Source organism: Rhizobium sp. BK212 (genome assembly GCF_014197475.1).
Classification (GTDB): Bacteria; Pseudomonadota; Alphaproteobacteria; order Rhizobiales; family Rhizobiaceae; genus Rhizobium; species Rhizobium anhuiense.
The window spans coordinates 738381-757335 of sequence record NZ_JACIFS010000002.1 but is presented as its reverse complement, the minus strand read 5'-3'; the positions used below and the strand labels follow the sequence as shown (position 1 = coordinate 757335).

The window sequence follows — 18955 nt, the reverse complement described above, 5'->3', positions numbered from 1 at the left end:
GCGGCGGCCGCATGAGGGCGGCTTGGTCTGCGAAACAGCTGGCCTTTGTTGGAGAATCGAGTGATCGCATCCACCCGAGCAATCGGGTGCAGATAGCGGAAGCGCGCGACTTCGCGACCTTTCAACGCAACGGTGCCGTCGATTTCCTTGGAATGAGGGTTGGGGCCGAGATCCGAATGCGTTCCTCGGCAGGACTGTTGTCACCTGCAAGAAGATCAAGGGCGTTTGATGCAATTTGCTCGAACGGCACCCGTAGAGTCGTGAGCGGTGTGGGGAGGTGGCTGACAATCGGAATGTCGTTATAGCCTACGATCGAGATGTCCTGCGGCACGGAAAGGCCAAGTTTCGTCAGTCCCGACAAAGCGCCGATGGCAGTATTGTCGTTGACGGCGAAAACGGCGGTTGGACGTGGACTGAGATGCATCAGTGTCTCGACGGCTACCGCACCGGACTCGATGCCGAATGTCGAGGGAATGATGTATGAGGGATCCGCATTCAATCCAGCCTCTTCCAGGGCGTGGCGGAAACCCTCCACGCGCCCCCGAGAACTGGAGGCATAGGATGGACCGGCAATGACGCCAATTCTGCGGTGGCCGAGATCGAGGAGATGGCGGGCCGCGAGGTAGCCACCGAGCCTGTCATCGCCGACTGACGAGAGGCTGTGGCCATCCGTCCGGAGCGCCAGGACATAAGGAATGCCGCGCTTTGCCAGCTCGTCCGGAAAGTCATCGTCTTCCCGCGCCGTCGAAAGAATCAGTCCATCGACACCCCGCTTCAGCAGAGACTCGGCCGCAAGCCGGTCTGCTCTTGGCTTGTCGTCGGTCGTTGCGACAATCGCGAAGCGGCCACTACGGCTACACGCCTTGGCCAGCGATTCATAAAGCATGGCCATGACCGTATCCGTCAGCCTGGGTACAATCACCCCGACCGTCATCGTGTTGCCGCGCCTGAGGCTCGCTGCAGAAACATCCCGAACGTATCCGAGCTCTTCGGCAACCTTGCGCACGCGCCGCGCGGTTTCACTGTCGGAGCGCGGAAGCCTCTCGTCCAGAATGCGGGACACGGTAGACTTGGAGACGCCGGCTGCGGCAGCCACGCCGTGAATAGTGACGCGGGTCTGTCCCGGAACTTCATCCGCTTTTGAATTCATTGAGCCTTTTCCATACGAGTCGGCATTGGGCCGCCGCTCTCAGCATGCACCAAAAAAGATATTGACTCCAGGAAATTCAAGAACGATAGTGGGAACGTTCCCGTAAACGATCCTATAGCGATCGCGAGAGAACCGCGATCGCACGAAGGAGGAGACCAATATGCAACCGATGGATATGCGCGGGCTGAGCCCGGCCCCCGTTACCGCTTTCACCCGTGACGGCGAAGTTGATCACAAAGCCAACGCCAAGCTCGCCAAATGGCTGGTCTCGATGGAAGGCGTCAAAAGCCTCGTCATCCTCGGCCATGCCGGCGAGGGCACCTTCCTCACGGAAGAGGAGCGCCTTGCTCTCATCCGCACATATGTTGAAGCAGTCGACGGTGCCGTTCCGATCATTGCCGGGATTACCGGTGAAGGCACGAAGGTCGCCGCTGAAGAGGCCAGGAAATGCAAAGCCGCGGGTGCCACCGGCGCACTCGTCTATCCCAACCACGGCTGGCTGCGTTTCGGCTTTCAGAAGGGAGCGCCTCAGGATCGCTACAAGGCAATCTGGCAGGAGTCCGGCCTCCAGTGCATCCTGTTCCAGTATCCCGACGCCACCAAGGCATCTTACGATCTGGATACACAGCTTGCGATTGCCACACAGGAAGGCGTCGTCGCCACCAAGAACGGCGTGCGCAATATGAAGCGCTGGTATGTCGAAATTCCAGAGCTGAAGAAGGCCAATCCAAAGCTGCAGGTTCTGAGCTGCCACGATGAATGGCTGCTGCCAACCATGTTCGATGTCGATGGCCTGCTCGTCGGCTATGGCAATATCGCGCCGGAGTTGCTCATCGACCTGATCAAAGCCGGCAAGGCGCAGGACTATCCGGAAGCGCGCAAGATCTTCGAGCGCCTTCTTCCGGTGACGCGTGCCGTCTATCATCGCGGCTCTCATATGGAAGGCACCGTGGCCCTGAAACTCGGCCTCGTGCACCGCGGTATCTTGGACCACGCCACGATCCGCGAGCCGCTGAAGAGCCTTGGCGACAAGGCAGAAGCGGAGATTTTTGCTGCCTTCGACGCTGCCGGTATTGGTCGCGTTGACCAACTGCTGGCTGCCGAGTGACCTCTTTGACGCCCCTGCGCAGGTCGCAGGGGCGCATTGCAAAGGGAGGAGGAAGTCATGGAAACCCGCCGAGGCAGGTTTGAACGTCTTTGAAGGCCATTGCTCTGACAGGACAAACTGACGCGCAGTAGCAACCATCAAGCAGGAGCGCCCCTGGCCGGGAGAGTGGTAGGCCACGGGGCGAGAAGGAGGAACCAATGAATGTCATGCAGCCTATACCGGCTGAGACGGCGAATGCCGCTGATCCTCAGGCCGAAATCAGCGCTCGTCTGGAGCGCCTCCCCATCACCCGCGAGGTGTTCTGGGCGCGCAATATCGTCGGCGCCGCAACGTTCTTCGACGGCTACACGGTCATCGCTATCGCTTATGCCATGCCCGTCCTCGTCCGCGAGTGGGGCCTGAGCCCCTCACAGACCGGCATGATCCTATCGATGGGCTATTTGGGACAGTTGATCGGTGCGATCCTGTTTGGCTGGCTTGCCGAGAAGGTCGGCCGGCTGAAAGTTCTTCTCTTCACGATCCTGCTCTTCGTCAGTATGGATGTCGCATGCCTGTTCGCTGCCGGGGCCGGCATGATGATGGCCTTCCGTTTCGTCCAGGGGATCGGCACCGGCGGCGAGGTCCCGGTCGCCAGCGCCTATATCAACGAGTTGATCGGGTCGAAGGGGCGCGGCAAGTTCTTCCTCCTTTATGAGGTCATGTTCTTGTTGGGCCTCGTCGGCGCCGGGCTGATCGGCTACTTCATGGTACCGGTTTACGGTTGGAAGGCGATGTTCGTCGTCGGCCTCGTTCCCGCAATCCTAATGATTCCGCTGCGCTGGTTCCTCAAGGAATCACCGCGTTGGCTGGCTGCCAACGGCCGATACGGCGAAGCAAACGCTATCGTCACCCGCATGGAAGAAAGCGCTCGTGCCGCCGGCAAGGAACTGCCCGAACCGAAGCTCATCCAAGCGCCGGTCCGCCGCACGTCGGACTGGCGCGAGCTCTTCCAGGGCGTTTACCTGAAGCGGACGCTTTCCATCTGGGCAATGTGGTTTACCGCCTATACGGTGGCCAACGGTACGATCACCTGGCTGCCGACCCTTTATCGACAGGTCTTCAACCTGCCGCTTCAAACCAGCATCTTCTATGGTTTCCTGACGTCAGTCGGCGGCGTGATCGCGGCTGTCATCTGCGCGCTGCTCATCGATAAAGTGGGGCGCAAGCGTTGGTACACGGGTGCGCTGCTTCTCGCTCCCGTGCCGCTGCTGGCCCTCGCATGGCTCGGCGCGACCTCGCCCATCCAGGTTTTGGTTCTTGCCGGTCTCGCTTATGCGATCGTCCAGACCGTCACATTTTCCTTGTACCTGTACTCGGCAGAGATCTACCCGACGCGCCTCAGGGCACTGGGAACAGGAACCGGTAGCGCTTGGCTTCGCTTGGGGTCATCGACCGGCCCGATCCTCGTCGGCACGGTGATGTCTTCCATGGGCATCCAGTATGTCTTCGTGAGCTTCGCAGCCATTCTGATCGTCGGTGCAATCATCACCATGCTGTTTGCAATAGAAACCAAGGATCGCGTGCTGGAGGAGCTTTCTCCGTAACGGTTCAAAATGTGGTCTGATTGGCTTTGATCTGGCGGATGAAAATCCGCCAGTTTCATTTGATTGCCGTTGCAGCAATTCAAAGTGTTACAGCGCCGCACGTCTGAAAGCCGCGCGGCGCTGTCATGGACCGGCGTCTGCGAAGGTCAAGCGGCGCCGAATTGAGGCTTCTCTATTCCGGGCAGACTTTGACGCGGTAGGGCTCGCCCCAGCGATCATGCCGCCATTCGAGATGGCAATAGGACGGCCGGTAATAGGTCCTATAGACGGGATAGGGGCGATAAACAGGATAGGCGGGATAGACAGGGTAGGCGGGACGGGCGGCCTCGGACAGCAGCGCGCCGCCGACGACGCCGGCGGCAAGGCCGCCCCAGAAGGCATCGCGTGGACGGGCATCGGCGGTGGTAGCGGTGGCGAGCGAGGCGCCGGCAAAGGTCAGCGCGATCAGGCCCGTCGCCATGGTCTTATGAAAAACGGACATGCTATTTTCCTTTCATGGCTGGCTTCCAATAAAGCCATGTCGAGACTCGGCCTGGATCACGGCGCCGCAATGGCCGCGCAAGCGGTTTCGGCATTAAATTTTTGTCATGATTTCAGCGGATCCCCTGCTTTCAAGTCTGGGCGGTCAAGGTGAGTTGTCTTCAACTTGGCGAGCCGGAAATTGGCGAGCCGGCCCGTAAAATTTCGCTATCGAAATTTATGGTTAAAACCTTGTTAGAAGCCTTGGCGTTATAGTTTTTGTAGTCGATATTTCATTCATTGCTGGAGCTATATTTTTGAAATCAGCCGGGGACCTTCTGGAGTTGGCTTGCCGCCGGATCGCTGATCTGGATACCCCGGCCTATGTCAAGAACAGCGAGCTGCGCTATATCGCCGTCAACGAGGCCTATGCCCGTTTTCTGGGCCGCGAAATCTCCGATTTCATCGGCAGACGCAGCCGCGAACTCTTCGACCGTCCCGAGGAAGAGGAGCGCGAGGACAGGGAACGCCGCGCGCTGGTGTTCGGCACCGAGGAAAGCGCCATCTGTTTCGATGCGGCAGGCCTTGGCCATGAGCGCATTCAGATCGAAAGCTTCTCTCCGTCGCCGGAGCGGGCCTATGTGCTCGGCATTTTCGAAGTGCGCGAGGCGCCGCGCCGCGCCGTTGGCGATAGCGGTGTCGCCGCCGATTTCGCTCGCGTGCGCGAGGTGCTGGAAAAGCTTGATCATCCGATCGGCATCTTTGCCGGGGACGGCCGCCCGCTGGTCGTCAACGCCGCCTACCGTAATGGCGCCAAGCCTGCGGCCGCCGGAGATTCGGCCTGGGGCGAGAGCGTCAACGAACTCGACGTTCTCCGCACTGTCCTGGAGGACCTACCGGTTGCAGTCTTCGTGCGCGATGACGGGCACCGCCTGGTCTATGCCAATAAATATTACGACACCTTCAGCGGCCACGACCGCTCCCAGATACTGGGAATGACCGAATATGAAATGTTCGGGCCGGAAGGTGGCGAGGCGATCTACCAGGAAAACCTGCTGGCGTTGAAGTACGGCACGTCGGTGGAGATCGAAAGCGAAATGCCGAGCAAGAGCGGCCACGTCTATCCCGTCATCTCGCGCGTCAACCGCGTCATGACGGCGGACGGCCGCACTTATGTCGTCGGCTCTTTTTCCGACATCTCGCCGCTCAAGGAACGCGAAAAGGCGCTGATTGCGTCGCGCAAGCAGGAAGAAATCCTGCACCGGGATATCGAAAGCATCCTGCGTTCGCTGCCGGTCGGCGTGCTGATCCTCGATAACGACCATCGGATTCTCTACGTCAACGACGAATTCTACAGCATCTGGGATCTGCCGCTCGACGATCGCTTCGACGGTCGCCACTTCATCGACGTCATCCGCCGCAATTACGAGCTCGGTCGCTACGACGGCACGCAGACGCCGGAGGAAATCTACGCCTTCCGCAAGCACCTGTTCGAGACAGATGAGCCGGAGCCGATCGAACTCGGCTGGGCGGGCAGCAAATCCGTCATCTTCGACAGCCGCCGCCTCTCCCACGACCGCATCCTGCTTTCTTATGCCGATATTTCGGCGGTGCGCGAACGGGAAAAGGAAATCCACGAGGCGCGTGCGGCGCTGGAGCAGGTCGGCGAGATGATGCGCGATGCAACGCGCGCCATGTCGCAGGGGATCGCCATCGTCCAGGACGGCATCATCAAGCTATCCAACGAAGCGCTTTCAGAGATCCTGCGCATTCCGGCCCCCTATATCGAGCCAGGCGTGAGCTGGCTCGGGCTCTTCGATTTCTGCGCGGTGCGCGGCGATTTCCATGATGCGGCGGCCGAGATCCTGCAGGGCTGGCGCGCCAATATTGCGGCGCGGCAGCCGATTTCCACCGTCTTCCATGTCGCCGGGGAACGCTGGGTCAACATGGAGGCGACGGTCAGCGAGGGGCAGCATTGGGTGGCGCTCTTCACCGACGTCACCGAGCTGAAGAGCCGTGAGGAGGAACTGCGGCAGCTGCTGTCGCGCGCCGAAGCCGCCGACCGCGCCAAATCCGAATTCCTCGCCAATATGAGCCACGAGATCCGCACGCCGATGAACGGCGTGCTTGGCATGGCGGAGCTGCTTGCCAAAACCAATCTCGACACGCGCCAGAAGACTTTCGTCGACATCATCGTCAAATCGGGCAATGCGCTGCTGACGATTATCAATGACATCCTCGACTTCTCGAAGATTGATGCCGGACAGATGAAACTGCGCAAGGCCGCCTTCGATATTACCGAAGCGGTGGAGGACGTGGCGACACTCTTGTCTTCGCATGCCGCCGAGAAGAACATCGAGCTGCTGGTGCGGGCCGCACCCGACCTGCCTGCCGCCGTGATCGGCGATGCCGGGCGTTTCCGCCAGATCGTCACCAATCTCGTCGGCAACGCCGTCAAGTTCACCGAGCGTGGCCACGTCTTCGTCGATCTCGGCTTTCAGGCCGCCGACGGCGGCGAGATCATGGCGAGCATCCGCATCGAGGATACCGGTATCGGCATCCCGCCGGAGAAGCTCGAATCGATCTTCGACAAGTTTTCGCAGGTGGACGCCTCCTCGACCCGCCGGCATGAGGGAACGGGCCTCGGCCTTGCGATCACCGCCGGGCTCGTCGACCTTTTCGGCGGGTATCTCAACGTCGAAAGCGAAGGCAACAAGGGCTCGGTCTTCACCGTCAATCTGCCGTTTGCGGTGGCGGCCGCCCGCATCGAACCGAAGCCGTTGCCGATCAACGTGCAGGGCGCGCGCGTCCTCGTCGTCGACGACAATGACGTGAACCGGCGCATTCTGACCGAGCAGCTTGCTCTCTGGGGTTTCGATGGCGTGGCCGCCGAAGGCGGCGGTACCGGCCTTGCGATCCTCGAGGCGGCGGCCGATCTCGGCATTGCCGTCGATGCCGTGGTGCTCGACTATCACATGCCTGATATGAACGGCGCCGATGTCGCGCGCCGGCTCCGCGCCGATCCCCGCTTTGTCGAATTGCCGATCATCTTCCTGACGTCGATGGATATTTCCGGCACGGAAAAGGAATTCGCGGCGCTCAACGGCCACGCGCATCTGATGAAGCCGGCGCGCGCCAACGTGCTGCGCAACACCGTCGTCGAAGTGGTGCGCGCCAGCCGCGTCAAGCAGGCCTCCGAGGCCGAGATTGCCCGGCTGCAGAGGGAAGCGGCGGCACCGGCAAAGCCGCCGGCACCCGCGCCGCAGAAGCGGGCGGCCGAATTCGTCGACGTGCTCGTTGCCGAGGACAACGAGGTCAACCAGATCGTCTTCACGCAGATCCTGCAGGGAACGGGTCTTTCTTTCCTCGTCGTCGAGAATGGTCAGGCGGCGGTCGCTGCCTGGGAGCGGCATACGCCGCGCATCATCATGATGGATGTCTCCATGCCCGTCATGAACGGCCATCAGGCGACCCAGACGATCCGCGAAAGGGAAAAGGGCCAGGGGCACCGCGTGCCGATCATCGGGGTCACCGCCCATGCGCTCGAAAGCGACCGCGAGCTTTGCCTCGACGCCGGCATGGACGATTACATGTCGAAGCCGATCAGCCCTGAACTATTGGAAGAGAAAATCCGGCAATGGCTCGGAACGAGCGAGCAGCAGCCGGAGCGCAGCAGCTATTAATCCGCGCGCTGACCCGGGGACGCCTTGATACCGCAGAGCATTTCGCGCTTGCCGGCGAAGCCTTGGCGGCGCTCGACGGCAAAACCGGCGGCAATGAGGTTGCGGCGCACGAAGCCGGCCGCCGCATAGGTGGCGAACGTGCCGCCGGCGGCACTTTTCTCGCAGACGAGCCGCATCAGTTCCTCTGACCACATGTCGCCGTTGCGTGACGGGGCGAAGCCGTCGAGATACCAGGCGTCGAAGCCGGGCTTTGCCGCGGCGACACCGTCGAGCGCGCGGCCGCAGACGACGCTGAGCCGCGTCTGAGGATCGAGATCGAGCGAGACGGTTCCAGCAGGCGTCTGCGGCCAGGCCGCCGTCAGCGCCTCGCGCTCGCTATCGATCTCCGGCCAATGCGACAGCGCCCGGCCGATCTCTTCGCCACGCATCGGATGGAGCTCGAAGGAGATGAAATGCAGGTGCTGGCCGCCGGCACGGTGGAGCTTCCACTGCCGCCAGGTCTCGGCGAAGTTCAGGCCGGTGCCGAAGCCGAGCTCGCCGATCACGAATTCCTGCCGCCCGTTCCAGCGCGCCGGCAGGCCGTTGCCGGCGAGGAAGACGTGGCCGCATTCCAGCCGGCCATCCGTCTGGCAATAAAAATGATCGCCAAAGGCGGTGGAATAGGGCATATCGCCGTCGCGCCATTCGAGCGGCTGCGGCGCGCCTGCGCCAATCTGATCGGGGTTCACGTCTGTCATGGAAAAAGCCGATAATCCTCAGCAAGTCTCAGGTCAATCATCCTCGGAATTGCTGATCGTCGGCGGCGGCATCATGGGTCTCTGGGCGGCCGTCCACGCCGAGCGCCGGGGCATCCGTACGCTTATTGCTGACGCCGGCAGATTGGGCGAAGGCGCAAGCGGCGGCCTGCTCGGCGCGCTGATGCCGCATATGCCGGATCGGTGGTCTGAAAAGAAGCAGTTCCAGTTCGATGCGCTGGTCCTACTCGAAGCCGAAATCGCAGCGCTCGAAGCAATGACCGGGCTTTCCGCCGGTTATACCAGGTCGGGGCGGCTGATCCCGTTGCCGAAGCCGCATCTCAACCGCATAGCGTGCGGCCATTTCGAGGACGCCGAGCGCCATTGGCGGGCGGGCGAGCGCCGCTTCCACTGGCATGTGCTCGACAGTCCGCCGGTCGATGGCTGGATCGAGGCGTCCGCCGGCGAGAGCGGCTTCGTGCACGACACGCTCGCCGCGCGCGTTGCACCGCGGCTGCTGATCGCGGCGCTTGTTGCCTTCCTGCGGCAGGCAAGACACGTGCGGATCATCGAACATGCCAGGGTTGCAGGCCTTGATCCCGATCGCGGCACCGCCGAAATAGGCGGCGAAAGCTTGGCTTTCAGCCGCTGCATCCTTGCCGCCGGCTATCAGTCCTTTCCGCTGTTGCAGGAGCTGACGCCCGGGCTGAAGCAGCCGCTCGGCCAGCCGGTGAAAGGGCAGGCGGCTCTGTTGAAAGCCGATATCGTCCCGTCGCTGCCGACGATCTTTCTCGACGGGCTCTATGTCGTCGCACATGAAGGCGGGCACGTGGCGATCGGCAGCACCAGTGAGAACCGCTTTGACGATCCCATGTCGACCGACGCCCAGCTCGACATGCTGATCGAGACGGCGCGGGTGATCGTGCCAAGCCTTCGCGACGCCCCGGTCGTCGAGCGCTGGGCGGGGCTTCGCCCGAAGGCGATCGACCGGGATCCGATGATCGGTCGCCACCCCGATCACCCACGCCTGATCGCGTTGACCGGCGGCTTCAAGGTCAGCTTCGGCCTGGCGCACCGGCTGGCGGAGGCGGCGATAGCAATCGCAGGCGATACAGATTGCGGATTTTTGTTGCCGGAAAGCTTCGCAATTTCAAGCCACATCGCGGCGGCTTCACGTTAAACGTGAATTAGGCGCCGCTGCGTTTCGTTATTCTGTCATGCAAATCACCTATCTGCTTGCACATCGACAGCGCCTGAAGGCAGCGGCGCTCACTTCCTTGATGGAGGAAATTGCATGCGCTATGCCATTTGCTTCACGCCCCCGGCGAGCGACCCGCTATCGCTCGTGGCCGCCAATTGGCTTGGCCGCAACGTGTTTTCGGGCGATATGGTGGAGCCTCCGGCCGTTCGTGGTCTCGGCATTCACGAGATCGCCTTCCATACCGCCGTGCCGCGGCGCTATGGTTTTCACGGCGTTTTGAAGGCGCCATTTCACTTGTCTCACGAGATGTCGGAAGCGCAACTCTTGCGCGATCTGATGCGTTTTTCCGGGACCTTCGTTCCCTTCCAGATTCCGCGTATCGAAGTCGCCCGGCTCGGCAATTTCTACAGCCTGCTGCCGAGTATTCCCTGCGAGCAGATCCAGCATCTCGCCTCGGCGATCGTGCAGGAATTCGATCGTTTCCGCGCGCCGCTGAGCGAGGCCGAGATCGAACGCAGCGATCCGGACGGGCTGTCGGCGACGCAATTTGCCAATCTGCATCGCTGGGGTAGCCCTTACGTGATGGAGGAGTTCCGCTTTCATATGCCGGTGACAGGCCCTGTCAACGCGATCGACATGCCGCGCATCGAGCCGGCGCTGCAGACGATCTTCGAGCCTGTGTTATGCGAGCCGGTCACGGTTTCCAACGTGGCGCTGATGATCGAGGAGGGCACCGGCGGCCCTTTCCGCGTTCATTCGCTGCATCCGATGGGCAAGGTCAGCGCGCGCAAGATCGCCTGAATATCCAGGCTAAAGGTTTGTTCCGTAATGGGAAAATCCCGTTGCGCAGTTTCCGTCTCGACATTCCGGCTGCGGATGCTACCGTTCCCCGTCTTTTCAGAAGGTGATTTGATGGTATCCGAGACCTATCCGCGCAATCTTGTCGGTTATGGGCGTCTGACGCCCGATCCGAAATGGCCGGACGAGGCACGCGTCGCCGTGCAGTTCGTCATCAACTACGAGGAGGGCGGCGAGAGTTCGATCCTTGACGGCGATCCGGCTTCCGAAAACCTGCTGTCGGAAATCGTCGGCGCAGCCGCCTGGCCTGGGCAGCGCAACCTCAACATGGAATCGATCTACGAGTATGGTTCGCGTGCCGGCTTCTGGCGGCTTTGGCGGATGTTCACCGATCTCAAGGTGCAGGCGACCGTCTACGGCGTGACGCTGGCAATGGCCCGCAACCCCGAGGCCGTCGCCGCGATGAAGGAGGCCGGTTGGGAAATTGCCAGCCACGGCTACCGCTGGCTGGAATACAAGGATTTTCCTGAAGATCTGGAGCGCAAGCATATCCTCGAAGCCGTGCGGCTGCACACCGAACTCACCGGTGAGCGGCCTTACGGCATGTATCAGGGCAAGCCTTCCGACAATACGCTTCGGCTGGTGCAGGAGGAGGGCGGTTTTCTCTATTCCTCCGATTCCTATGCCGACGACCTGCCTTATTGGGTGAAGGGCGTCGACGGGAAACCCTTCTTGATCATCCCCTATACGCTCGAAACCAACGACATGCGGTTTGCGACGCCGCAGGGCTTCAACGCCGGCGATCAGTTCTTCACCTATCTGAAGGATGCCTTCGATACGCTTTATGAGGAAGGCAAGGCGGGCAGCCCGAAGATGATGTCGGTCGGCCTGCATTGCCGTCTCGTCGGGCGCCCGGGCCGGGCGGCGGCACTGAAGCGGTTCATCGAATATGTGCTGAAGCACGACAAGGTCTGGATTCCGCGCCGCATTGAGATCGCCGAGCACTGGCACAAGCATCATCAGCCGGATGCGCTCTGATGATGTCGCGCGAGGATTTTGTCTCCCGCTTCGGCGGCGTCTTCGAACATTCGCCTTTTATTGCCGAGCGCGCCTATGACGCCGGCCACCTGCCGGCGCCGCTGACGGCATCAGGCGTGCATGCGGCCCTTGTGGCCGTCTTCCGGGCGGCAAGCCGAGAGGAGCGTCTCGGCGTGCTGCTGGCTCATCCCGATCTTGCCGGGCGCCTCGCCATAGCAGGCGAACTCACCGAAGACAGCCGGAAGGAGCAGGCCGGCGCCGGTCTCGACCGGCTGAGCCCGGCCGAACACGGCCGCTTCACCGAACTCAATTCGGCCTATGTCGAAAAATTCGGCTTTCCCTTCATCATCGCCGTCAAGGGGCTCGGCAAAGACGACATCCTGTCGGCGTTCGAAACTCGCATCGGCAACGATCGGGACGAGGAATTTGCGACCGCGACGGCGCAGGTCGAGCGTATCGCGCTGCTACGGCTGACATCGATGCTGCCGGAGGCTGAATGAAAGAGCGGCGCGCTATCGATTATCTCAACGAGATGTATGAGGCAGCATCCGAAGCGCTGTCTTTCGTCGGCGGAATGGATGAGGCGGCGTTCGCCGGGGACAAGCTCACCTTCAAGGCGGTTGCCTTCTGCCACTTCACCATCGGTGCTGCGGCGTCCCGCCTGCTCGTCACACATCCGGAATTTGCGACCGAGCATCCCGACCTGCCATGGACGAAAATCTGTGGCACGGGCAATCGCATTCTCGAGGACGTCTTCGATCTCAATCCCTCCGAAATCTGGGAGGCGACGTATCGCACGCTGCCGGAACTTCTTTCCGCGATCGACGCTGTCCGTTACTGGCATGCCCAAGGCGAGTGAAGCCATGTCCGAATTTCTCGAGATCCGCCCGCTCACCAAATCCGCCTTCGCACCCTTCGGCGAGGTGATCGAAGCCGATCCGGCCTCGATGCGGCTCATCAATGGCGGCACGACGGAGCGTTTTCACGCGCTGGCCGCCGCTGAAGCGACGGGCGAAGGCGCACGCGTCATCATCAACCTCTTTCGTGGCCAGCCGCGTGCCTTCCCCTATGAAATCACCATGATGGAGCGGCACCCATTCGGCAGCCAGAGTTTCTCGCCGGTCTCTGGCCGTTCCTTTCTCGTCGTCGTTTCCGAGGACGAGAACGGCCGTCCGCACAGGCCGCAGGTGTTTCTGGCGCGTGGCGATCAGGGCGTGAACTACCGCCGCAACGTCTGGCATCATCCGCTGATGGTGCTCGGCCAAGCCTCAGATTTCCTGGTTGTCGACCGCGATGGGACGGGCAATAATCTGGAAGAATTCTTCTTCGAAACCCCTTACATCATCAAAGAGCCAGCCCCATGACCGGACTGACCACGCATGTTCTCGACACCGCCCTCGGCAAGCCTGCCGAGGGTCTGAGGATCGATCTTTTCCAGCTCGACGGCGAGATCCGCAGACATCTGAAGACGGTCGAGACCAATGCCGACGGCCGGGTCGACGGTGGCCCCATTCTGGTTGGCGAAGGCTTCCGGGCCGGCATTTATGAACTGGTCTTCCATGCTGGCGACTATCTGAGGGCGAGCGGCACGCCGCTGCCGCATCCTGCCTTCCTCGACATCGTGCCGATCCGCTTCGGTATCGCCGATGTCACGGCGCACTACCATGTGCCGCTGCTGATTTCGCCCTATGGCTATTCCACCTATCGAGGGAGTTAGAGCCTTTCCTGGTCAGATTGAAGCATTCTGTTGGCTCAAACGGAGTTGGATGGTCGACCGGCCGGCGCGCGTCGTAGCCCAGCTCTACGGCCAAGCCGGCCGGTCGATCAGCCGGCCCGTTTCAGCCAACCCGAGGGGCTGGGCATCTTTCCGCCAGGATCAAAGGCGATCGGCTCGGACGTACCAAGAGGTATGCCCTTCGCCAATCGCCTCTGCCCTGACGAAAACCTGCTCCGGCAGAATGCTTCAATCTGACCAGGAAAGGCTCTAAAAATGCGGTTTGCGGCAATTGCGGATATCCACGGCAACCATCTGGCGTTGGAGGCGGTGCTTGCGGATATTCGTGCGCAGGGCATCGATGAGATCGTCAATCTCGGCGATTTCTTCAGCGGACCGCTCGAGGCGGGCAAGACGGCAGACCTGCTGATGCCGCTTAGCCTGACCTCGGTTCGCGGCAATCACGACCGCTACCTCATCGAACAGGATCCGGCTTCCATGCATGCCTCGGATGCCGCCGCCTATCGGCAATTGTCGTCGTCGCATCTCGATTGGGTGCGTAGCCTGCCGTTCGATACCGTCTATCGCGGCGAGGTCTATCTCTGCCATGCGACGCCGAAGGACGACAATCTCTACTGGCTGGAATCGGTTTCCCCGGAGGGCTTCGTCTTCCAGAAACCGATCGAAGCGATCGAGGCGCTGGCGGAGGGCGTCGACCTGCCGCTGATCCTCTGCGGTCACAGTCACATTCCCCGAGCTATCATGCTTTCCGACGGCCGCCTCATCGTCAATCCCGGCAGCGTCGGCTGCCCGGCCTATGACGACGAACTGCCCTATTACCACAAGGTGGAGGCCGGTCATCCGCTGGCCAGCTATGCCATTCTGGAAAAGACGGCGACCGGATGGACATGGCAGTTCCGAGCCGTCGCCTATGACCATAAGGCGATGTCGGCACTGGCCGCCGAAAGGGGCCGTGCCGACTGGGCAGGCGCGCTAGCAGCGGGTTGGGTGAGATAGAGCACGATGCCGAAAAGTGTGAACGGCTTTCGGCATCGTGCGCTAACTATTTAATTTAGAACAGGATTCAGATTTTAGGCCGAACCGGCCTGATCTAGTCCAGACCCGTCAGCGCGGCGATCATTTCTCCTTTGGTGCCGGGGGGACGATCGGCTTTGCCGGGGCTGCAGCCGGTGTTGCCGGCTTTACCGGGGCTGCGGCAGGCATTGCCGGTCTTGCCGGTTTTGCGCCATCGAGATTTCCAAGGAGGGACGAGATGGCGTCGTCGCCCTCGAAGCCGGCCTCCTTCAACAATTTGTCGAGGATCGGTTTGTTGGCCTGATAGGAGAGGAGCTGGCCTGCCAGTCCTTCGCCGAGGCCGATGCCGTTTCCTCCGGTCGCGCCGTTTCCGCGGCCGAGCATGCCGCCGGTATCGAAGATCCTGATATCGGAGATCTTCTCGATCGGCTTGACCGCCTCGGCGAGCGCCTCGGGAATGATGCGGATACGCTCGCGGGTGATCTCGAACTCGATGATGGCAGCGCTCAACTTGTTGCGGGCGTCGTTGAGCAATGCCTCGCTCTCGGCGGCGGCCTTGCCGGTTTCGAGAATACCCTTGGCCTTGATGATCGCCGCATCCGCCTCGGCGGTCGCGAGCGTCTTGATGGCCTCGGCCTGGTCGCTTGCCGCCTGTTTTTCGGCCTCGGCGCCGACGGTGACGGCGGTTGCTTCCGTCTCGGCCTTCTTGCGCGCGTCGATGACGGCAATCTGCCTTTCGCGTTCGGCGATCTCGATCGCCTTGGCGGTGCCGACCTTTTCCTCCGCCGCGATCGCCAGCGCGCGGGCCGCTTCCGCAGCTGCCTTCGCTTCGGATTCTTCGCGGCTCTTGTTGGCAACGGCGATGGCGCTTTCCTGCGCCACGATCTGCAGATCGCGCTTGGCTTCGGTGTCGCGCTGCTGGACGGCGCGGGCGGAATCGATGTTGGCGCTTTCGCGGGCCTGCTTAGCGGATGCCTCGCGTTCAGCGATCGCCTGTTCGGAGGCGATGCGGGCTTCCTCTTCGGCGCGTTTGGCGGCCTGTTCCTGCTGCGCGGTTTCGGCGCGTGTCGCCGCGGATTTGTTGGCGATGTCGCGTTCCTGGCTGAGCTCGGCTTCCCGCTTCGTCCGCTCGATGGTCAGCGATTGCTGGCGGGCCTCGAGATCCTTCTGGGCGATGGCGACTTCGGTATCGCGAACGATCTCGTTTCGCTCCTTCTTGCGTCCCTCGGTGATGCGGGTCAATGCGGCGAGACCTTGCGCATCGAAGAAGTTGTTGGCGTTGAAATGCTTGATATCGGTCTGGTCGAGGCGCGTCAGCGACACGGATTCGAGCTCGAGGCCGTTCGACTGGAGATCGGCGCCGACGGCTTCCTGCACGGCCTTGACGAAATCCATGCGCTGTTCCTGCAGCGCGTCGAGGTTCATCGTCGCGGCCACCGAGCGAAGGCCGTCGACGAATTTCGCTTCGATCAGGATGCGAAGCGCCTCGGCATCATTGGTCCGGTTGCCGAGCGTCTGGGCGGCAAGCGCAATCGAGGAGGCATCGGGTTTTACGCGCACATAGAACTCGGCGCCGATATCGACGCGCATCCGGTCCTTGGTGATCAACGCATCACCTTCACCGCGGCGAACCTCGAGCCGCAGCGTCTTCAAATTGACCCTGGCGATCGAGTGGAAGATCGGCAGGACGACCGAACCGCCGTCGAGCACGACCTTCTGGCCACCGAGGCCGGTGCGCACATAGGCCTCATCGCGGCTGGAGCGTGTGTAAAGAGAGGCGAGGACAAAACCGATGCCGAAGATCAGAACAATCCCAATGCCGGCTGGTAGAATAACGTCGTATATCATTGCTGGTCCCTCAAAGATTGATTGTCCGCATCGGTCGGGTCGGCCAGTGCGGGAATGGCGATAAATACATCTGCCGTGCGGTCGACGAGGAGAACCTCGGTGCCGACCTTGAGAGGCTCTTGATCTCTGGCGGCCTTGGCTCTCAGCACGTGCCAGTTTCCATGCTGGTCCTTGACGCGGACGCGTCCTGGCAGCCCCTGATCGAGCGGGCCGAGCGATACTTCGGCGGTCCGGCCGATGAGCGCGTCGAGATCGACGGCATAGGTCTCGTCATGCGGCACGAGCCGCGCCACGGTCCTGCTCGACGCCCTGACCATGGGGATGGCAACCAAGATGGCGGGAAGAGCGGCGACGGTGGCGGGAAGCGGTGCCCAGAAGGCATTGGCGACGGCCTGTATGGCAAAGCCCGTCATGGCGAAGAAGCCGAGCGCCAGCATGATGAGGATGAGCAGGGGAACACCGCCGAGATTGAGCCAGGACAGGTAGCCCGCAAACCCGTCATGGCCATGGAAATCCGGTTTTCCCAGAAATTCCATGATCGAAAAACCCATGACGGTCGCGAGCATCTCGATCGCGGTCAGGCCGGCGAGGACCGCGGCGGCGATGGCGAAGGGGGCACATTCGGGGGCGAAGAGAAGTGCCATCGCCGTTACCGGTTATCCGCCTTGAAGCGCGCGAGGCGCGCTTCGATCGCCTGTTCGCGGTGCAAGCGGTCGAGTTCGTCCAGCTCCGAACTATGGGCGTGCTCGCCTGATGGAACACCGGTCAGCCGCGACACTGCCGCTGCAGCCCGGGCAGCATCGGCGCCCGGCGCGGGCCGGCTGTGACCTGCTGCGGCGTCTTCGGGATGCCTGGCGATGCTGCGCTTGAAATCGGCAAGGCGGGCGTCGGCCTCGCGGCGCGTGGCGAGCACGGCCTGAAGGGCTTTCTGGCCCTCGTCCAGCTGCTCCCTGGCATCGGCCAACGCCTTGTCGAGCGCCGCGATCTGGGATTCGAGATCGATCTGCCGGGCGACGCCGGCCTTTGCCAGATCATCGCGCCCGGAAGAGACGGCGAGGCGGATCTTCTGGTCGAGCGCGTTCATGTCTCCGACGATCTCGTCCTTGCGGCTCTGGATGCGATATTCCTCGGCACGCGCCTTGCCGAGATCGGTGCGGGCCTCGTCCGCTGCCGCATCGATCTCGCGGATCGCCTGTTCGATGACGGCGATCTTGTTGACGCCTTCCGCCTTGTCGACCGCCGCATTCGCGATGCCCGCGATCAGGCGGCCCATGCGGGAAAGAATGCCTTCATTCGTCATGTTTTCCTCCATCCGAGCGGAATTCGGCGTGACGCCGATGTGAATCTCGTAACGATCCTGGCCGGCCACAAGATAGGCCGGAAAAATACTCTCCCATCCCCTGGAATAGCCCGCGACATCGAAGGGTACGGCAACGCGCCCGTGCACTGTGGCGATCGTCAGATCCGCGGGGCCTTTGATGGCGAAAAGCTTGTCGTCGAGCGGCAGAAGCGGGGGATCGGCACTCGCGCCGCGATTGGCGGCGAAATCGCGAAGACCGAGTGTCACCAGCCGCGCCGGCAGCCCCGTCTGCTCGCGGACGGTTTCATAGGCAAGTTCATGCAGGAGGACGAGATTGGCGCCCGCCCTGTCGTCGATGCGTTCGTTCAGGATGTCGATCATCCTGCGATAGGCGGCAAGAGTATCGTCCAGCGCCTGCCGGGCCTGTTCATCAGGCGCCAGCGTGTAGCGCAGCAGCGATAGGTGCGGTGTCTTGCCTGTGTTCGCCATAGGATAAAACATAAAGCACCGCTTTGGTGCTTTCAAGGGGTTGTGCTAAAAATACAACCTAAGCTTAACATGGCGTTAGAAGGAGAGGCAGCGTCCTAACGGGCGGCGGTATGCGCCTCGCGAATACCGGCGCTGATACGGTTGATGATGGTCCATATGAGAAGGAGAGCCACCACCGCCCAGAGCCACGAAGTCCATGCTGCAAACGTACCGCCAACCGCGACAAAGATGCCGAGCGCGCCGAAAAGCACCGCGCGGTCGCTCTTGCCCAGCGGCCCGTCGTAACGCCGGCTTGCCCCGACCGTTTGACCCAGAACGCCGGCAAATTCCGTCAGCGCCGAGAGGAATATGACTGATAACGCCGGCACCAAGCCGTTCGGATCGATGAGCGCAAACGGCAAATACAGGGCGACATCCGACACGACATCACCGATCTCGTTCAGATAGGCGCCTAAAATGCTCTTCTGCCCATGTTCGCGCGCGAGCATGCCGTCGATGGCGTTGAGGCCCATGCGCAGGAGAAACCATACCGGCACCAGCAGGAACCAGTGCGGAAGCGGAGCGACGCTCAGAAAAAGGCCCAATGCAACCGAGACGGCGGCTGCAACTGAAGTCACCTGATTGGCGGTGACGCCTCGCGACGCGAGGGAACGCACCAGAGGGCGAAGAATATTCTGAAATCGGGACTTCAATTGATAGACAGACATGCTACCTCATTGGAATTTCGTGCATCGGAAATAGTCTATCCCCGACACCGGCGGGTGCAGATCATCGTACTTATGAGGAAAGCCACACTTCATATCGGTTCTCGCAAA

General features: G+C 61.6%; 18 protein-coding genes. 11 read left to right on the top strand and 7 right to left on the bottom strand.

Features of this window, described 5'->3' with window-relative positions; translation table 11 throughout:
• Positions 1-121: 121 nt before the first annotated feature.
• Positions 122-1150 carry a LacI family DNA-binding transcriptional regulator gene (locus FHT79_RS08710; protein ID WP_183903262.1) on the bottom strand — a complete coding sequence of 343 codons (1029 nt, stop codon included), beginning with the start codon at positions 1148-1150 and terminating at the stop codon, positions 122-124.
• A gap of 160 nt (positions 1151-1310) precedes the next feature.
• Here FHT79_RS08710 and FHT79_RS08705 point away from each other — a divergent pair, with 160 nt between their 5' ends.
• Positions 1311-2258, top strand: a complete 948-nt coding sequence (locus FHT79_RS08705; RefSeq protein ID WP_047611424.1) for a dihydrodipicolinate synthase family protein — start codon at positions 1311-1313, stop codon at positions 2256-2258.
• 197 nt (positions 2259-2455) lie between these two features.
• Positions 2456-3841 (top strand): MFS transporter, encoded by a 1386-nt coding sequence (locus FHT79_RS08700; RefSeq protein WP_097542045.1) that lies wholly within the window; start codon positions 2456-2458, stop codon positions 3839-3841.
• Positions 3842-4013: 172 nt separating this feature from the next.
• On the opposite strand, the gene FHT79_RS08695 is transcribed toward FHT79_RS08700, so the two are convergent.
• Positions 4014-4322, bottom strand: coding sequence for a hypothetical protein (locus FHT79_RS08695; RefSeq protein WP_047611419.1), 309 nt, complete (start codon positions 4320-4322; stop codon positions 4014-4016).
• A gap of 295 nt (positions 4323-4617) precedes the next feature.
• Between FHT79_RS08695 and FHT79_RS08690 the strand changes: the two genes are divergently transcribed.
• On the top strand, positions 4618-7983 hold the full coding sequence (locus FHT79_RS08690) for a response regulator (RefSeq protein ID WP_183903261.1): 3366 nt from the start codon (positions 4618-4620) through the stop codon (positions 7981-7983).
• On the opposite strand, the gene mnmD is transcribed toward FHT79_RS08690, so the two are convergent.
• On the bottom strand, positions 7980-8720 hold the full coding sequence (gene mnmD / locus FHT79_RS08685) for a tRNA (5-methylaminomethyl-2-thiouridine)(34)-methyltransferase MnmD (protein WP_168332795.1): 741 nt from the start codon (positions 8718-8720) through the stop codon (positions 7980-7982). The two genes, FHT79_RS08690 and mnmD, sit on opposite strands and share 4 nt — an antisense overlap.
• Here mnmD and FHT79_RS08680 point away from each other — a divergent pair.
• The 8 genes from FHT79_RS08680 (at position 8719) to FHT79_RS08645 (ending at position 14485) form a co-directional block, all read left to right on the top strand.
• A complete protein-coding gene (locus tag FHT79_RS08680; RefSeq protein ID WP_028758994.1) occupies positions 8719-9897 on the top strand; it encodes an FAD-dependent oxidoreductase in 1179 nt (392 codons plus the stop codon). The genes mnmD and FHT79_RS08680 overlap by 2 nt on opposite strands.
• Before the next feature lie 114 nt (positions 9898-10011).
• Positions 10012-10719 (top strand): DUF1045 domain-containing protein, encoded by a 708-nt coding sequence (locus FHT79_RS08675; RefSeq protein ID WP_028758995.1) that lies wholly within the window; start codon positions 10012-10014, stop codon positions 10717-10719.
• 111 nt (positions 10720-10830) lie between these two features.
• Entirely contained in the window at positions 10831-11754 is a 924-nt protein-coding gene (puuE, locus tag FHT79_RS08670; RefSeq protein WP_028758996.1) for an allantoinase PuuE, read from the top strand.
• A complete protein-coding gene (gene uraD, locus FHT79_RS08665) occupies positions 11754-12254 on the top strand; it encodes a 2-oxo-4-hydroxy-4-carboxy-5-ureidoimidazoline decarboxylase (protein ID WP_028758997.1) in 501 nt (166 codons plus the stop codon). The genes puuE and uraD overlap by 1 nt, the downstream gene beginning before the upstream one ends.
• Positions 12251-12613 (top strand): HepT-like ribonuclease domain-containing protein, encoded by a 363-nt coding sequence (locus FHT79_RS08660; protein WP_047611413.1) that lies wholly within the window; start codon positions 12251-12253, stop codon positions 12611-12613. Before uraD ends, FHT79_RS08660 begins: the two co-directional genes overlap by 4 nt.
• On the top strand, positions 12597-13118 hold the full coding sequence (locus FHT79_RS08655; protein ID WP_174824437.1) for an ureidoglycolate lyase: 522 nt from the start codon (positions 12597-12599) through the stop codon (positions 13116-13118). The genes FHT79_RS08660 and FHT79_RS08655 overlap by 17 nt, the downstream gene beginning before the upstream one ends.
• Positions 13115-13471 (top strand): hydroxyisourate hydrolase, encoded by a 357-nt coding sequence (gene uraH / locus FHT79_RS08650; protein ID WP_028759000.1) that lies wholly within the window; start codon positions 13115-13117, stop codon positions 13469-13471. The genes FHT79_RS08655 and uraH overlap by 4 nt, the downstream gene beginning before the upstream one ends.
• 273 nt (positions 13472-13744) lie before the next feature.
• Positions 13745-14485, top strand: coding sequence for a metallophosphoesterase family protein (locus FHT79_RS08645; protein ID WP_063474476.1), 741 nt, complete (start codon positions 13745-13747; stop codon positions 14483-14485).
• A gap of 120 nt (positions 14486-14605) precedes the next feature.
• Here the strand turns inward: FHT79_RS08645 and FHT79_RS08640 are convergent, their stop codons facing one another.
• The 4 genes from FHT79_RS08640 to FHT79_RS08625 form a co-directional block, all read right to left on the bottom strand.
• The gene (locus FHT79_RS08640; RefSeq protein ID WP_047611406.1) at positions 14606-16351 is read right to left on the bottom strand and encodes a flotillin domain-containing protein; all 1746 of its coding nucleotides are present in this window, start codon (positions 16349-16351) and stop codon (positions 14606-14608) included.
• On the bottom strand, positions 16348-16995 hold the full coding sequence (locus FHT79_RS08635) for an OB-fold-containig protein (protein WP_028759150.1): 648 nt from the start codon (positions 16993-16995) through the stop codon (positions 16348-16350). Before FHT79_RS08635 ends, FHT79_RS08640 begins: the two co-directional genes overlap by 4 nt.
• Positions 16996-17000: 5 nt before the next feature.
• Positions 17001-18152: a PspA/IM30 family protein gene (locus tag FHT79_RS08630; protein ID WP_028759151.1), complete on the bottom strand. Its 1152-nt coding sequence runs from the start codon at positions 18150-18152 to the stop codon at positions 17001-17003.
• A gap of 83 nt (positions 18153-18235) precedes the next feature.
• Positions 18236-18847: a CDP-alcohol phosphatidyltransferase family protein gene (locus FHT79_RS08625; protein WP_097542052.1), complete on the bottom strand. Its 612-nt coding sequence runs from the start codon at positions 18845-18847 to the stop codon at positions 18236-18238.
• Between the last annotated feature and the right edge of the window lie 108 nt (positions 18848-18955).

Excerpts from the sequence above, each read along its gene's own strand:
- mnmD (WP_168332795.1), bottom strand. The coding sequence starts at position 8,720 with ATGACAGACGTGAACCCCGATCAGATTGGCGCAGGCGCGCCGCAGCCG.
- uraH (WP_028759000.1), top strand. The coding sequence starts at position 13,115 with ATGACCGGACTGACCACGCATGTTCTCGACACCGCCCTCGGCAAGCCT.
- puuE (WP_028758996.1), top strand. The coding sequence starts at position 10,831 with ATGGTATCCGAGACCTATCCGCGCAATCTTGTCGGTTATGGGCGTCTG.
- FHT79_RS08655 (WP_174824437.1), top strand. The coding sequence starts at position 12,597 with ATGCCCAAGGCGAGTGAAGCCATGTCCGAATTTCTCGAGATCCGCCCG.
- FHT79_RS08635 (WP_028759150.1), bottom strand. The coding sequence starts at position 16,995 with ATGGCACTTCTCTTCGCCCCCGAATGTGCCCCCTTCGCCATCGCCGCC.
- FHT79_RS08630 (WP_028759151.1), bottom strand. The coding sequence starts at position 18,152 with ATGTTTTATCCTATGGCGAACACAGGCAAGACACCGCACCTATCGCTG.
- uraD (WP_028758997.1), top strand. The coding sequence starts at position 11,754 with ATGATGTCGCGCGAGGATTTTGTCTCCCGCTTCGGCGGCGTCTTCGAA.
- FHT79_RS08705 (WP_047611424.1), top strand. The coding sequence starts at position 1,311 with ATGCAACCGATGGATATGCGCGGGCTGAGCCCGGCCCCCGTTACCGCT.
- FHT79_RS08625 (WP_097542052.1), bottom strand. The coding sequence starts at position 18,847 with ATGTCTGTCTATCAATTGAAGTCCCGATTTCAGAATATTCTTCGCCCT.
- FHT79_RS08680 (WP_028758994.1), top strand. The coding sequence starts at position 8,719 with ATGGAAAAAGCCGATAATCCTCAGCAAGTCTCAGGTCAATCATCCTCG.
- FHT79_RS08645 (WP_063474476.1), top strand. The coding sequence starts at position 13,745 with ATGCGGTTTGCGGCAATTGCGGATATCCACGGCAACCATCTGGCGTTG.
- FHT79_RS08710 (WP_183903262.1), bottom strand. The coding sequence starts at position 1,150 with ATGAATTCAAAAGCGGATGAAGTTCCGGGACAGACCCGCGTCACTATT.
- FHT79_RS08675 (WP_028758995.1), top strand. The coding sequence starts at position 10,012 with ATGCGCTATGCCATTTGCTTCACGCCCCCGGCGAGCGACCCGCTATCG.
- FHT79_RS08695 (WP_047611419.1), bottom strand. The coding sequence starts at position 4,322 with ATGTCCGTTTTTCATAAGACCATGGCGACGGGCCTGATCGCGCTGACC.
- FHT79_RS08660 (WP_047611413.1), top strand. The coding sequence starts at position 12,251 with ATGAAAGAGCGGCGCGCTATCGATTATCTCAACGAGATGTATGAGGCA.
- FHT79_RS08640 (WP_047611406.1), bottom strand. The coding sequence starts at position 16,351 with ATGATATACGACGTTATTCTACCAGCCGGCATTGGGATTGTTCTGATC.
- FHT79_RS08700 (WP_097542045.1), top strand. The coding sequence starts at position 2,456 with ATGAATGTCATGCAGCCTATACCGGCTGAGACGGCGAATGCCGCTGAT.